The sequence below is a fragment of the Halobaculum sp. MBLA0147 genome, assembly GCF_041361345.1.
In the GTDB taxonomy this organism is placed as follows: domain Archaea; phylum Halobacteriota; class Halobacteria; order Halobacteriales; family Haloferacaceae; genus JAHENP01.
The window spans coordinates 161,737-175,893 of record NZ_JBGKAD010000003.1 but is presented as its reverse complement, the minus strand read 5'-3'; the positions used below and the strand labels follow the sequence as shown (position 1 = coordinate 175,893).

Sequence of the window (14,157 nt, the reverse complement as noted above, 5' to 3'; positions counted from 1 at the left end):
CTAGGTGGTGTACGGTCGAGTCGGAGCGTCGGCGGGGTGAGGAGAGAGTCGGGGCGGAGGCCCCTATCGCAGTCGCTCGACGGCGGTCGCGGCGACGCCCGCCGCGCGGTCGAGTTCCGGGAGCGGCACCCGCTCGTCGGCGGTGTGGTCCAGCGCGGAGTCGCCGGGACCGTAGGTGACGACCGGCGCGTCCCACGCCGCCGCGAAGAGGTTCGCGTCGGCCGTCCCGGTCTTCCGGAGCAGCCGCACGTCGCCACCCGCGCCGCGGACGGCGACACGGAACGCCCGCGCCAACTCCGTCCGCGGACTGGCGGTCGTCGGCGGGATCGACTCCGTCCACGTCAGGTCACCGCGGTCGGTCTCGGCGGCGACACGGTCGCGGATCGCGTCCGGTGTCGTCGTCGGCGGCACGCGGAACTCCGCCGCGACGGTCGCGGCGACGGCGTGGCCGTCGTCGGTCGGCCCGCCGTCGATCCGCACGGGCGTCGCCGTCACCGACTCGAAGACGCTGCCGGGTGCCGTCTCCGCCGTGTCGCCGACGCTCTCCGACACGCGCCGCCACCAGTCCGTCGCGTGCTGGATCGCGTTCGGCTCCGGCCGCGAGGAGTGGACGGCGTCCGTCGTCACCTCGTAGCGCGCCCGGAGGAACCCGCGGTAGCCGAGCGTGACGGCGTCCCAGCCGGAGGGTTCGCCGTTCACGACGGCGGCAGGCGCGGGGCGGTCGTCGACGAGGTGCCGTGCGCCACGCGAGTCCGTCTCCTCGCCGACGACGCCGACGAACGACGCCCCCGTCTCGACGGCAGCGGCGGCCAGCGCGACCAGCGGCCCGGTCGCGTCGACCGATCCACGACCCCACAGTTCTGGGACCGTCTCTCGCGAGTCGTCGACCGCAGGATCGCCGCCCCAGCGGGCGTCCGCGACCGGCACGCGCTCGACGCGGACCGGCACTTCACCCGGGACGGTGTCGAGGTGCGACGTGAGCAACACGTCCTCGCCCGGCGCCGCGTCCGGTGCGGGTGCGCGGACGTTGCCGACCGCGTCGATCCGGACCGAGCGGTCCCGGTCCGCGAAGAACGCCGCGAGCCGGTCTGCGACTGCCTCTTCGTCGCCGGAGACGGAGGGTGTGGCGACGAGGTCGGCGAGCAGTTCGCGAGCCGGCGTCGTCAGTGCCGACTCGTCGACGGCGAGGGTGTCGGCCCCGGAGTCCGGCGTCTCGGTGCGGTCACTCTCGCGACCGGCTTCCGTCTCGCCGTCCCCATCGTCCCGACCGGTCTCCGCTGCCGTGGCGTCGGTGTCGGTCACGACAACACCTCCACGAGTGCGTCCACGATCCGGTCGGCGTGGTGCCGTTCGATCGTCAGCGGCGGGAGCAGGCGCACGACGGTGCGGCCCGCCGGGAGCGCCAACACCCGTTCGGAGAGTGCCAACTGCTTCAGGGTCCGGTTCGCGCCGCGGCGGACCTGCACGCCGAGCATCAGCCCGCGGCCGCGTACCTCGCGGATCGGGAGGTCGTGCGTCTCGGCGGCCGTCGTCAGCCGCTCGCGGAGGTACGCGCCCACGTCGGCGGCGTGACTCGCGAGACTCTCCTCAACGATCGTGTCGACGGTCGCGTCGGCCGCCGCACAGACGAGCGGGTTCCCCGAGAACGTCGAGCCGTGGTCGCCCGCACCCTCCGCGAGCCAGTCGGCACACAGTGTCGCCCCGAGCGGGAGTCCGGAGGCGACCCCCTTCGCCGTCGTCACCGCGTCCGGGACGATTCCGGCGTGTTCACAGGCCCAGAGATCCCCGGTGCGGCCCAGTCCCGTCTGGATCTCGTCACACACCAGCGCCGCGCCGCGCTCGGCGGTCACCTCGCGGGCCGTCTGGAGGTAGTCGTCGCTCGCCGGGTGGATACCGCCCTCCCCCTGGATCGGTTCGAGGAACACCGCGGCGGTGTCGTCGTCGACCGCGTCCGCGAGCGCCGCCTCGTCTCCGTACGGGACGAACTGCACCCCACGCGGGATCGGGTCGAACCCCGCGCGGTACTTCGGCTTCCACGTCAGCGACAGCGCGCCCATCGTCCGGCCGTGGAAGGCACCCTTCGCCGCGATCACCTTCGTCCGGCCGGTCGCGGAGCGCGCGAACTTCAGTGCCGCCTCGACCGCCTCGGTCCCGGAGTTACACAGCCACACCTTCGAGCAGTCGCCTGGGGCGAGCGCGCCGAGTCTCGCGTACGTCTCCGTCCGCGTCGGCGTCGGGTACGACGCCTGGACGTACAGCAACTCCTCGGCTTGGGTCTGCACGGCTTCGACGACTGCCGGGTGACAGTGTCCGATTGGCGCACAGGCGTACGCCGCGCCGGCGTCGAGGTACGCCGTCCCGTCGGCGTCGTGGAGGTGGACGCCGTCGCCGCCGACGATCTCCAGCGGCTTCTCCGAGAAGACGAACCCCTCGCCGTCCTCGCCCGCGGTCGCCTCGTCGGCACCCACCGCCGTCCCGCCGTCTGGAACGAGGCGGTCGCTAGCCTCACCACGGATCGACTCGCCGTCGTCCGTGTGTGGGGCACGGGTCACGACTCCACCTCCGCGGACTCGTCTGTCGTCTCGTCGGCGCTCGACTCGCCGGCACTGGATTCACCTGCACCGGCCTCGTCGACGACCGCCGCCCGGTCGACTCTGGTGCCGTCGCCGCCGAGCGCGGCGATCACCGGGTCGCGGACGTTCGCGTCGCCGATTACCACCGCGGGCGATCCGGCCGACAGCGCCGCCTCGGCCGCCATCACCTTGCGGGTCATGAACCCCTCTGCGGCCGCCTCCAGCGCGGCGAACGCCTCCCCCGTCTCCACGTGTTCGATCAGCGTCTCCGGGTTGTCGGGGTCGGCGTAGACGCCCCGCACGTCCGTCAGCGCGACGAGCGGCGCGTCCAGCGCCCCGGCGACGGACGCCGCGGCGCGGTCCGCGTCGGTGTTGACCGGCAGGAGGTCGCGAGTCTCGGTCGCGCCGTCGCCTGCCGTCGATCCGCCGTCGTCTCCCGCCGACCCGTCGTCGCCTGCCGCCGCATCCTCGTTCTCGGCCGCCGAGGCACGGTCTCCGGCTCTCGCACCTCCGCCCTCGTCCGTCGCGAGCATCGGGACGGTCACCACCGGGACGTGACCGGCGTCGAGTAGCGTCTCCAGCAGTTCCGTCCGGACGGACGCGATCCGGCCGGAGTGGTCGCCGCGTCTGATCTTCTTGCGGCCGTCCTCGACGACCCTGACCGTGCCGGTCCGCGGGCCGGTCAGCAGGCCGCCGTCGACACCGGAGAGGCCGACCGCGTCGACGTTCGCCTCGCGGAACTGCGTGACGAGATCCGTGTTCAGTTCACCGGCGAGCGTCATCGTGAACGCCCGCATCGTCTCGGCGTCGGTGAACCGGCCGGTGACGCCGTCCGGCGTCTCGACGTACTCCGGCTCGATCCCCAACTCCCCGAGCGTCTCGTCGACGGCCGTCGAGCCGCCGTGGACGACGACCACCCGGACGCCGTTGGCGACGAGGTGCGCCACGTCCGTCACCGCACCCGCGGGGTCGACCGCCGCCGCGCCGCCGATCTTGACGACCACCGTGTCCGGGTCGAGGCCGGCATCGCCCGTCTCGCCGCCGTCGGCCGCGAACCGGATCGTCCCGTCAGGTGCGCGGTGGACGCCAGGGTCCGAGGCCGTGTCGACGTGGCTGTGGTCCACCACGTCCGCTTCGTGGTCTCCCGTCACGGCGCACCCACCGGGTGGAGCCCGCGGTGTTCGAGGCCAGTCGTCTCGGGCAGGCCCAGGGCCACGTTCGCGGCGTGGACGGCCTGTCCGGCCGATCCCTTCACGAGGTTGTCGAGCGCGGCGAACACGATCACGCGACCCGCGTCGGGGTCGACCTCGAAGCCGACCTCCGCGCGGTTCGTCCCCGCGACGCTCTTCGGCTCGGGGTAGCGGTAGACGCCGCTCCCACCGGCGACGAGGTCGACGAACGGCTCGTCGTCGTAGGCGTCGCGGTACGCGTCCCACAGGTCTCGCTTCGAGACGGGGTCGACGAAGGTGTGACACGTCGCCGACGCACCGCGAGTCGTGTCGACCGCGTGGGCCGTGAACGCCGTCTCGATCCCCAGCAGGGACTCGATCTCGGCCTGGTGGCGGTGGCCGGTCGGCGCGTACGGGCGGACCACACCGGACCGCTCGGGGTGACTGGCGGCGCGGCCGCCGCCGGCACCACCCTCGCTGGAGCCGACCTTCACGTCGACGACGACGCGGTCGTCGGCCGTCAGGAGGTCCGCCTCGACCAGCGGCGCGAGGCCGAGCAACGTCGCCGTCGCGTTACAGCCGCCGGCGGCGATCAACTCCGCGCCGTGGAGCTGCTCGCGGGTCAACTCGGGGAGTCCGTAGACGGCGTCCTCTAGGTGGTCGGGGGCGGCGTGGCCGTCGTACCACTCGTCGTACGCCGTCTCGTCCGCGAGCCGGAAGTCCGCCGAGAGGTCGACGACGGTGTCGGCCACGTCGCGCAGCCGGTCGATCTGCTCCATCGTCACCCCGTGGGGTGTCGCGGCGAACAACACGTCCGTCGCCGCGAGGTCCGTCGGGTCGGAGAAGCGCACGTCGAGGTCGCGCAGGTTCGGGTGGACGCTCCCGAGCGAGCGGTTCTCGTACTCGCGCGAGGTGACGGCGTCGATCTCGAACTGCGGGTGATCCGCGAGGAGCCGACACAGCTCCCCGCCCGCGTACCCCGATCCGCCCAACACCGTCGCGTGGAACTGGTCGCTCTCGCTGGAGTGGCCGGTCGCGTCGTGGCTGTCGGCGTCGTCTGCTGCCCCTCCGGCCTTCGTGTCGTCGCTCTCCTCGTGATCGAGCGCCGTCATACGGTCGCCGTCACCTCCGTGTCCGTCTCCGCGTCGCCGTCCTCGGCCGTTGCCTGCGCCTCCAACCAGTCGACCACCGTGGCGGCTACGTCCACGTCGGTCGCCTCCGCGAGCGCCTCGAACTCGACGGTGTGGTTCACCTCGTGGACGGTGTACCCGTCGCCGGTCTCCATCAGGTCGACGCCGAGCAGCCCGCCGCCGACCGCCGTGGCGGCCTCGCTCGCCAGCGTGGCGGCCCGGTCGTCCAACTCGAACGCACTCGTCTCCGCGCCCCGCTTCGCGTTCGTGACCCAGTGGTCGCCCGATCGCGCCATCGCGGCGACGGGCTCCTCGCCGAGCACCAACACCCGCAGGTCCCGGCCGGGTTTCTCGACGAACTCCTGGACGTAGAACACGTCGTGCTCGTAGTGACCCAGCGTCGACTTGTGTTCGAGGACAGCCTCCGCGGCGGCACGCCCCTCCAGTTTCGCGAGCAGCCGGCCCCACGAGCCGACGACTGGCTTGAGCACGCACGGGTAGCCGAGCGACTCGACGGCGTCCAAGGCGCTGTCGGTGTCGAACGCCACCCGCGTCTCGGGTGTCGGGACGCCGGCCGCCGACAGCGCGAGGCTGGTCTCCACCTTGTCGGCACACACCCGTGCCGTGTCGGGGGTGTTCACCACCGGCAGGTCGTACGCCGCCGCGAACTGGGTGGTGTACAGCGACCGCGAGGTGGCGAGACAGCGGTCCAACACCAGGTCACAGTCCGACAGTGTGGCCGCCGCGTCGCCGGTCGAGAGCGTGTCTGTCGTCCCGTCGTCCGTCCCACCACTGCTCCCGTCGGTCGTCTCGCCGGTCGACTCGGCGGCACCTTTGCCGGTCGTCTCGGTGGTCGACGCGCCGCTCGTCTCGACGCTCGCGGCAGCCCCGTCGTCGACGCCGAAGGTGGTGCGGCGCACGTCGAGTTTCACGACCTCGTGGCCGCGGTCGCGGAGTTCGGTCAACAGCAGCTTCTCGCCCGTCCGAATCCGGGAGTAGAGGAGACCGAGCTTCACACTCACTCACCCCAGTCCTCGGCGAGTTCGGGCGCCTCGTCGAGGACCGGCGGCTCGGTGTCCAGCACCTCCAACTCGACGCCGCAGGTGGTGCAGTCGACGATCTCTCCGATCTCGTAGTCGTCGTGCAGGGTCAGTGTCGCCCCACACTCGACGCAGTCTGCCTCGGTCATCGCGTCTCCACCTCCGACGGGAGACTACTTCAATTTGTCGTATTCAATTAATGAAATAAACATGCAGAGGCGCCGCTGGCGGTGATATCGCGGTCGTCGTGCCACCGGTGACACCCTCGTCGTCGGGCCGTTCCCGGTCGCGAGTGCAGTCGTCCGAGCCCGCCCGTTCGCGGGTGTGGTCGTCCCGCCTCGCTCGGTCGCTGACGGGCTCGCCCGTCCTCGCCCGGTCGCAGGTGCAGTCGCCGTCGGTGGTGTGATAGTGTGTGCCCCTCTCGGGGCGGCGGCAGCGGGACGGCCGGCGCGGCCGGCGCCGGGAGTGCAGTCGCTCGCCGTCCTCGGACGAGCGCTCCGGCGTCGCTGGCGTCGCGGTCGGGACTGGCGAGTCCGCGCTTCTCCAACTCGCGCCGACACAGATCAGACATACCCGCTCACCTCCGCGTCGAGGGTCTCCGCAGCGGCGGCGAGTGCCTGCCGGCACGCCGCGATCGACTCGCGGTCGGCGACCAGCGCGGCCCGTGCCGCTTCGCGTTCCGCGGCTGTCGCCGACGGCGCGGGCCCGCCGGCAGAGTCGCGACTCGCCACACTCTCGACGGGGTCGAGCGCGGCGCGCAGTGTCGCCTCGTCGACCCGCGTGGTGGCGGGCTCGCCGACGACGGACTCGGTGGCCGCGTCGACGGCCGCGACGGCGGCGTCGGTGTCACCCTCCGCCAGCGCCACCTCCGCGTCGGCCGCCGCCGCGGCGACTGCCTCGTGGGCGTGCCGGAACGGGACGCCGGCCTGCGCCAACAGATCCGCGACACCCGTCGCCGTCGCGAACCCCTCGCCGGCCGCCGCCGCGAGCGCCTCCTCGTGCCACGTCGCGGTCGCGACGGCACCGGCGGCGACCTCCGTCGCCTCCGTGACGGCGTCGACCGTCTCCCAGGCGTGGGGTGTCGCGCGCTGCAGGTCGCGGTTGTACGCCCGCGGCAGCCCCTTCAACGTCGTGAGTAGCCCCGTCAGTCCGCCGACGGCGTCGCCAGCGGTCGCGCGGACCAACTCCAGCGTGTCGGGGTTCACCTTCTGGGGCATGATCGAGGAGGTCGAGGCGTACTCGTCGGCGGGCGTGAGCAACCCCCGATTTGCGAACAACAGCGTGTCCGCCGCGAGTCCCGACAGCGTGGTCGCCTGCGTCGCCAGCGTGGCGACCGTCTCGACGAGGAAGTCGCGGCCGGCGGCGGCGTCGGCGGCGTTGCGCACCACGCCGTCGAAGCCGAGCAACGCGGCGGTCCGCTCGCGGTCCACGTCGAAGGTCGTGCCAGCGAACGCGGCCGCGCCCAGTGGCGACCGGTTCGTCCGCGCGAACGCCGCCAGCAGCCGACTCGTGTCGCGTGCCACCGCGTTCTCGTAGGACAGCGCCCAGTGGGCGACCGTCGTCGGCTGTGCGGGCTGGAGGTGCGTGTACCCCGGCATCACCGTCTCGGCGTGTGACTCCGCCACCGAGAGCAGCGACTCGCGCAACCCGACGCTCGCCTCGGCCGCCGCGAGCAGGTCCTCGCGGAGCCGGTACCGGATACACGCAGCCACCTCGTCGTTGCGCGAGCGAGCGGTGTGCATCCGTCCGCCGTCGGGGCCGACGCGGTCGACCACCGCCGACTCGATCGCCTCGTGGACGTCCTCACCCTCGGGCAGGGCGTCGTGGCCGGCTGCCTCGACGGCGGCGAGTGCGGTCAGGATCTCGCTCGCGACGCCCTCCGCGACGATTCCCTGTTCGGCGAGCATCACGACGTGTGCGCGGTCGACGGCGAGGTCGGCCGCGAAGATCCGCTCGTCGGCCGCGAGACTCGACAGGAACGACCGCGCGGGCCCACCGCGGAACCGCTCGCCGCGGACGACACTCCCCGTCGTGCTGGAGTCTTCCGCTGCCGCTCCGGCCTCCGCCGCCGTCGTCTCTGCGCCGGTCGAGTCCGCCCCGGACGCGTCGTGGGCCTCGTCGGTCACCGTGAGTCACTCCTCCGTCGTGTCGGTAGTGCCGTCGTCTTCCGTGGTGACGCCGCCACCGCCGTCGGCGGCGAGCGTCTGGTCGTCCGCCGTGTCGTCGGCCGCCACCCCGGCGCCGTTCGCGAGGCGACTCTGGAAGCCGTGGTACTTCGCGACGCCGGTGGCGTCGGCTTGTTCGATGTCGCCCACGGCCGCGGTGTCGAACGACGCCGCCGACGCGGAGTAGGTGGCGTACTCGGACTCGCGGCCGACCACGCGCGCCTGTCCACCCTCGAACCGGATCGTCACGGTGCCGGTGACGCGCTCGTTCGTCGCCGCCAGGAACGCCTCCAGTGCGTCCACGAGCGGCGCGTCGAGCAGCCCCTCGTAGGCCTTCTGGGCCCACTGCTGGTCGACGTGCGTCTTGAACTGGCGTTCCTCCTGGGTGAGGACGAGTCCCTCCAGTCCCTCGTGGGCGGCGAGTAACGTCGTCGCGGCGGGGTGTTCGTAGTTCTCGCGGACCTTCAGCCCGAGCATGCGGTCCTCCATCAGGTCCGACCGGCCGACGCCGTAGGAGCCGGCGAGTTCGTTCAGCGTCTCGATCAACGCGACGGGTGCGAGAGTCTCGCCGTCCAGCGAGACGGGTGTGCCGGCCTCGAAGCCGATCTCGACAGTCTCCGTGTCGCCGTCGGGGTCGTCCGTCCACGCGTAGATCTCCGTCCCGGGGACGTGCTCGGGGTGTTCGAGGTCCCCACCCTCGACGGAGCGCGACCAGAGGTTCGTGTCGATGGACCAGGTACCCTCGTCGCCACCTTCCACCGGGAGGTCGCGCTCGGCGGCGTAGTCGATCTCCCACTCGCGGGTGAGTCCCAACTCGCGGACCGGGGCGATCACCTCGAGGTCGCTCGTGCGCCACACTGCCTCGAAGCGGAGTTGATCGTTCCCCTTGCCGGTACAGCCGTGCGCGACCGCGTCGCAGTCCTCGTCTTCGGCGACCGCGAGGATCTCTGCGGCGATCACCGGGCGCGCCAGCGCGGTGCCGAGCGGGTACCCCTGGTAGGTGGCGTTCGCCTGGACCGCGTCGAGACACTGCTCGGCGAAGGCGGCTCGCGCGTCCACGACGTGGTGGTCCAACTCGAGTGCCTCGGCGGTCGCCTCCGCCTCCGCGAACTCCGCGGCGGGTTGCCCGACGTCTACCGTGACGCCGATCACCTCGTCGTAGCCGTACTCTTCTTCCAGCAGCGGGACACAGACGGTCGTGTCCAGCCCACCGCTGAACGCGAGCGCGACGCGATCTGTCATCGGTCGTGTCGACGGGGCCACACCGTATAAATTTGCTGATTGAAAAATTGTAATTTAATGATACACGGCACGCTAGCCGGTCGAGGTCTGGTCTCCGTCTGGAAGGGATGGTACGATCGGGCCTAACGGCCCGGTCGCGGTCGCACGGCTCGTGGGCCCCGTGAGAGAACGCTACGGGAGTCACCGTACGACATCGAGTGACATTCCGAAGTGGACGTACATAAATGGTGGTGCCGGCGCGAACGTTGCCGAGCGGTGGTGACGGTGGCTCGGTGGGGGCGAGTCGCGGGGCCGCAAGACCGAAGTGGGTGACCCCACCACCGTAGGGTCGTGACGCGAGCCAGACCGACGCGGTACGCACTCGGCGGGACGGCGGCGGCCGTCCTCGCGTTGGTGTTCCTCCTCCCACTCGCCGGGACGGTGGCGCTTTACTGCGGCTACCGCGTCCACGCCGCCGGCGAACGGGTGTACGGCGGGCTCGTCGCCGCCGCCGGCTCGGTACCGGTACTCCTGTGGCTCGGCGGTCTCGTTCCGATCGCGTGAGTGGATCGGTGACCCAGTCTCGACCGCGCGTGAGTGGATCGGCGGCCTCGTCTCGATCGCCCGAGAGCCACGACTCCCCCGCGACACCCGCGGTCCGAGACGGTCCCACTCGGCCGGTGCCCGCCGGCCGCCGTCTCGTCGTCGCACGGGTGTCGCCGCGCTCGACCCGGAGGCTCCCGACTCCGACCCGCTCGTGGCTACACGTCGTAGCTGGTCACGTCGCCGCCGCACTGCACACAGTTCTCGGCGTGCTCGTCGTGCGAGACACCGCAGTGTCGACACTCGACCACCGCCCGTGTACTCTCCGTTCCGACGAAGAGGCGCTTGATCTCCCCCAGCACGTGTCTACAGACACACGTCTCGGGGGAGTATCACGGCGCTAACTACACAGACCGTGTCGTGTGAGCGCCACTCACAGTGTCGCGGAATCGGCTGCGTTCACCGACGAGCTGCGTCGTCCCCGCCGACCCCTGCCGTCGCTCGCCCCGACCGGAGTAGGGTGGTGTCGGCTCTCGGCTCCCGGAGGGGTGAGGTGTCTGCACCTGGCGATCGAGAGGGTGAGGTCCCGGCCCGGAGCGACTCCGCTCGTGACGGACCCACCCGCGGACGCCGGGAGTCGGGTAAGGAGGAGGTGACCCGCGTCGACGGTGTCGGCGACACCGACGCAGGTGGGCGTCGCACTCGTTGAGACGGCCGTCGCCGCGAGTACCGGCGACGGGTGGCGACTGGCCTGGGGACACGACTGCGGCATCGGACACCGAACGGTCGGTGCAGCGGGTGGGTCGCATCTGCAATCGACGGTGGAAACATTGACTAGGTTTCTCTTGCAACGGGAGACCACATGGCGACCGCAGTCAAAATGGACGAAGAGACGAAGTCCCAGTTAGAGGAACTCCAAGCGGAGATCAAACTCAAGACCGGAGAGAAGGTCACACAACAGGAGTTGCTGGCGCGCCTCGTCCAGTCTGCCGTCGACTCCCGTAGTGAGTTCGTCGACTCGTTTCGAGACGTCTCGACGAGTCTCTCCGACGCGGAGTTCGAGGCGTTCGACAGTGGAACCGTCTCCTCCGGCGTGGAGACGGACGAAGCAGACATCGACGACATCCTCTACGGATGAGTGTCTTCGTCGACACCGGCGTCTTTTACGCACACCACGACACGGACGCGTCGCGACACGAGACGGCCGCCGACGCGTTGCGTGTCGTCCTCCAGAGCGACCAGTACGGATGGATCACGACATCGGACTACGTGTACGACGAAGTTGTGACTCTCACCCAGCGACGGACCGGCGATCGAGAAGCCGGACTGGAAGTCGGAAGACGGCTCCGTGGTGACGGGTACCCAGACGCGATCGAACTGTTGCACACGTCTCGGTCCGTCTTCGACGACGCGGTCGCGATCCAGGAGACGTACGACGATCAGACACTGAGTTTCACCGACGCCGTGACGGTAGCGACCGTCGAGTACCACGATCTCGACACGGTTCTCAGCTTCGACGACGACTTCGACGGCGTCACCGATCGGCTCTCACCGGCGACCGTCGTCGACGGGTGAGAGGTCGCGGTTTCGACGGTCACACCACGGTCGCACACGGCCCGACGAGGACCCGTCCGACCACTCCGCCACCTCGACACCCTCACCGCTCGCCGCGCCACCGTAACGACTTCTCGTTCAGTTCGATCACCGCGGGACGGCCCTCCGAGAGCATCCGGTCCGCGATGTCGACCGCCCGTTCCAACTCGGCCCGCGAGAGCCGCTCGTAGGCCGGCGAGCCGTCGACGTGGGCGTACCACTCGTCGCCGAACACGTTGTCCAACACGACACGTGCGAAGCAGTGGTCTTCGTGGATCGGCCAGTCGCCGGCCGCTCGCGCCCGCGCCGGGAGGCGGTCCTCGACCCGTTCCAGGTACGCCTCGCGGAGCGGTCCGAGGTCGTCCCCGCCGAGTGTCCGTTGGCCCATCGGGACTCGGTTCGAACGCGAGCCGATTGAGCCTGTCGGCGCGGAGATCACCGACAGAAGCGGGACGACGGCTGGCAGCCCGGGCCGACGAGGGTCAGAGATCGCCGCGGATCACGTCTGCGACCCGCTCGCGGTCGAAGAGGCGCTCCTCGGCGGGAATCTCCGGGTACGGCTCGCCGTCCACGTAGCCCGGCCACTCGCCGAACTGGTCGGGGTAGAGTTGCTTCGCCGTCATCTCAGTCTGGAACAGTTCGAGGATCGGCCCCTGGCGCCGCGCACCCTGTGCGTACACCCGGCCCGTCTCGACGGCGGTGAGTTCACTCGCGACCTCGTGATCGGCCAGTCGCGACCGGATCTCGCCGAGGTCGAAGTAGCCCGTCATCGGTCCCAAGACGAGCAACACGTCCGGGTCGGCCTCCAGCAAGGTCTCGTAGTCGAGGGTGACGTTCCGGCCGTCGTCGCCGTACCCCTCGCCGACGGCCTCGGCGAGTGCGTCCGTCACGCCCATCGGGCGCGTGTGGGCGGCGTAGTACCCCGGGTGGTTCAGCTTGTACCCCCACGCCTTCTCCTCCTCTGCGGCGAACAACACCAGCGCCGCCGTCGGTCGCTCGCTCTCCGGCGGGAGGTCCGTGGCGATCCGCTCGCGGAGGCTCTCCCGGACGGCGGCCAACGCCTCGTACCGGTCGGTCGCTCGGAACAGTCGTGCGATCTCCGCGAAGATCTCCCACAGCGTGTAGTACTCGTACCGATCGCGCCAGCCAGTCGGAGGCTGTTCGTGCGTCCCACTGAGGGTGTTCCCGACCCACGGGGCGACGGTGTCTGCCACCTCGCGAACGTCGTCGTCGTCCCACCCGTCGGCGGTCGCGACCTTCGCCGGGTCGGCGACGTGCACGTCGCTGTCGAGTTCGTACAGCTTCTCCTTCGTCGGCGGCCACGAGGAGTAGAGTCCCTCCCAGTCGACGGAGACACCCTCCAGGTGGTGCAGGAACTTCTCGTACAGCGACTGGTGGTACTCCGGCGCGTGCACGGCGTTGATGTCGTCGCCACGACCGAGCGCGACCAGCATGTCGGCGTGGTGCCCGAGGATGGTGAACACCTCCTCCGGCACCTCCTCGAAGGAGACCTCGCCGGCCGGCGCCAACGACACCGAGTACCCGTCGTCCGGTGTCGCGGTCTCCGTCTCCGTCTTCGACGCCGTCGGCGCCTCCGTGTCCGGTTCAGTTCCCGTCGGTGTCTCGGTCGCCGACTGCTCCGCACAGCCGGCGAGCAGGCCGCTACCGACGACTGCGCCCCCGTACTTCACGTACTCTCTGCGTGTTGGTGCCTCCTCGCCGGCTGGCTCTCGTGCCATGTGTTTTAGGCCAGCCTAAACAGTTGAAGTGGGTTTCGAACTTCCGCCGGAACCCAGCGACGGCGTCGGGATCGGTGGGTCACCGGAGTGGTGTCACTCTCGGTTCAGCCGTCCCCGGCCGCCCGCTCGGCCTCGATCTCGCGTGCCCGTTCGAGGACCAGGTCGTCGTCGAGGTGGGCGAGCAGCCGGCGGTGGGCGCGCTCGGTGCGGCTGGCGACCTCCGCCTCGCCGATCTGTTGGGCCTGCTGGCGCTCCGCGAGGTCGCGTGCCAGTTCCCGGACCGCCTCCTCGTCGCGGTCCTCTGGTGCGGCCTCCAGGTGCCAACCGGTCGCCGTCTCCAGCCACTCTTCGCCCTCGTAGCGTCCCTGTTGGACGACCCAGTCCGTGTAGTCGGCCGACCCCGGCCAGATGTTCTCCGCCTCGCGGCGGTACGCCTCGACGAGGGCGACGCCGACGCGGGCGCCGTGGCCGACGGCGACGGCGATCTGGCTCTCGACTCCCGCGGTCGGGCCGGCGAGCCACAACCCGTCGACGGGTGTCTCCCCGCGCTCCCCGGCCAACTCCGGATCGAGCCACGTCTCGCCACCGTCCGACTCGAAGTGCTCGCCGAGTACACTCTCGAGGTAGCTCACGTCGTACGTCGAGGCGGCGACGACCCGGTCTGCCGTGTACGTGCCCCCTTGCGTCTCGACGCGGAACCCGGCGTCCGTCTCGGTGAGTTCCGTCACCATGTCGTCGACGACGGTTCCGCCGACTCGCTCGACGTGAGCGTGCATCGTCCGGTACAGCGTCGCCACGTCGATGCCGCCGGGGAACCCGAGGTAGTTCTCGACGAACGCACACTGCTGGAGCGAGGAGTGGCCCCGGTCCAGTACGAGCGTGTCGAGGTCGTACCTGGCGGTGAAGACGGCCGCCGAACAGCCCGCCGGCCCCCCGCCGACGACGAGCACGTCCGGGTCCGACTGTGCCGTCGGCATCGCTCGA

The 14,157-nt window shown here is 70.8% G+C and carries 14 protein-coding genes; 3 read left to right on the top strand and 11 right to left on the bottom strand.

The features are described 5' to 3' along the window. Window positions 1-63: 63 nt before the first annotated feature. The 8 genes from RYH80_RS17285 to RYH80_RS17250 form a co-directional block, all read right to left on the bottom strand. Window positions 64-1,302, bottom strand: a complete 1,239-nt coding sequence (locus RYH80_RS17285; RefSeq protein ID WP_370905330.1) for a [LysW]-lysine hydrolase — start codon at window positions 1,300-1,302, stop codon at window positions 64-66. Next, window positions 1,299-2,468 (bottom strand): aspartate aminotransferase family protein, encoded by a 1,170-nt coding sequence (locus RYH80_RS17280; protein ID WP_370905445.1) that lies wholly within the window; start codon window positions 2,466-2,468, stop codon window positions 1,299-1,301. The genes RYH80_RS17285 and RYH80_RS17280 overlap by 4 nt, the downstream gene beginning before the upstream one ends. An 80-nt stretch (window positions 2,469-2,548) precedes the next feature. After that, on the bottom strand, window positions 2,549-3,634 hold the full coding sequence (locus RYH80_RS17275) for an acetylglutamate/acetylaminoadipate kinase (RefSeq protein ID WP_370905444.1): 1,086 nt from the start codon (window positions 3,632-3,634) through the stop codon (window positions 2,549-2,551). 86 nt (window positions 3,635-3,720) lie between these two features. After that, the gene (gene argC / locus RYH80_RS17270; RefSeq protein ID WP_370905329.1) at window positions 3,721-4,854 is read right to left on the bottom strand and encodes an N-acetyl-gamma-glutamyl-phosphate reductase; all 1,134 of its coding nucleotides are present in this window, start codon (window positions 4,852-4,854) and stop codon (window positions 3,721-3,723) included. Continuing rightward, window positions 4,851-5,888 carry a RimK family alpha-L-glutamate ligase gene (locus RYH80_RS17265; protein WP_370905443.1) on the bottom strand — a complete coding sequence of 346 codons (1,038 nt, stop codon included), beginning with the start codon at window positions 5,886-5,888 and terminating at the stop codon, window positions 4,851-4,853. Before RYH80_RS17265 ends, argC begins: the two co-directional genes overlap by 4 nt. 2 nt (window positions 5,889-5,890) lie before the next feature. Then, window positions 5,891-6,061, bottom strand: coding sequence for a lysine biosynthesis protein LysW (gene lysW / locus RYH80_RS17260; RefSeq protein WP_370905328.1), 171 nt, complete (start codon window positions 6,059-6,061; stop codon window positions 5,891-5,893). 414 nt (window positions 6,062-6,475) lie between these two features. Continuing rightward, window positions 6,476-8,038 (bottom strand): argininosuccinate lyase, encoded by a 1,563-nt coding sequence (gene argH, locus RYH80_RS17255; RefSeq protein ID WP_370905327.1) that lies wholly within the window; start codon window positions 8,036-8,038, stop codon window positions 6,476-6,478. A gap of 6 nt (window positions 8,039-8,044) precedes the next feature. After that, a complete protein-coding gene (locus RYH80_RS17250; RefSeq protein WP_370905326.1) occupies window positions 8,045-9,319 on the bottom strand; it encodes an argininosuccinate synthase in 1,275 nt (424 codons plus the stop codon). Window positions 9,320-9,649: 330 nt separating this feature from the next. Here RYH80_RS17250 and RYH80_RS17245 point away from each other — a divergent pair, with 330 nt between their 5' ends. The 3 genes from RYH80_RS17245 (at window position 9,650) to RYH80_RS17235 (ending at window position 11,416) form a co-directional block, all read left to right on the top strand. Next, window positions 9,650-9,862, top strand: coding sequence for a hypothetical protein (locus tag RYH80_RS17245; RefSeq protein WP_370905325.1), 213 nt, complete (start codon window positions 9,650-9,652; stop codon window positions 9,860-9,862). Window positions 9,863-10,703: 841 nt separating this feature from the next. Continuing rightward, window positions 10,704-10,979 (top strand): hypothetical protein, encoded by a 276-nt coding sequence (locus RYH80_RS17240; protein WP_370905324.1) that lies wholly within the window; start codon window positions 10,704-10,706, stop codon window positions 10,977-10,979. Further along, a complete protein-coding gene (locus tag RYH80_RS17235) occupies window positions 10,976-11,416 on the top strand; it encodes a type II toxin-antitoxin system VapC family toxin (protein WP_370905323.1) in 441 nt (146 codons plus the stop codon). The genes RYH80_RS17240 and RYH80_RS17235 overlap by 4 nt, the downstream gene beginning before the upstream one ends. A gap of 82 nt (window positions 11,417-11,498) precedes the next feature. Here RYH80_RS17235 and RYH80_RS17230 read toward each other — a convergent pair whose 3' ends face one another. From RYH80_RS17230 to RYH80_RS17220, 3 genes are all read right to left on the bottom strand, one after another. Continuing rightward, window positions 11,499-11,822, bottom strand: coding sequence for a hypothetical protein (locus tag RYH80_RS17230; RefSeq protein WP_370905322.1), 324 nt, complete (start codon window positions 11,820-11,822; stop codon window positions 11,499-11,501). A gap of 94 nt (window positions 11,823-11,916) precedes the next feature. Further along, on the bottom strand, window positions 11,917-13,173 hold the full coding sequence (locus RYH80_RS17225) for an ABC transporter substrate-binding protein (RefSeq protein WP_370905321.1): 1,257 nt from the start codon (window positions 13,171-13,173) through the stop codon (window positions 11,917-11,919). A gap of 104 nt (window positions 13,174-13,277) precedes the next feature. Continuing rightward, window positions 13,278-14,150, bottom strand: coding sequence for an NAD(P)/FAD-dependent oxidoreductase (locus RYH80_RS17220; protein ID WP_370905320.1), 873 nt, complete (start codon window positions 14,148-14,150; stop codon window positions 13,278-13,280). Between the last annotated feature and the right edge of the window lie 7 nt (window positions 14,151-14,157).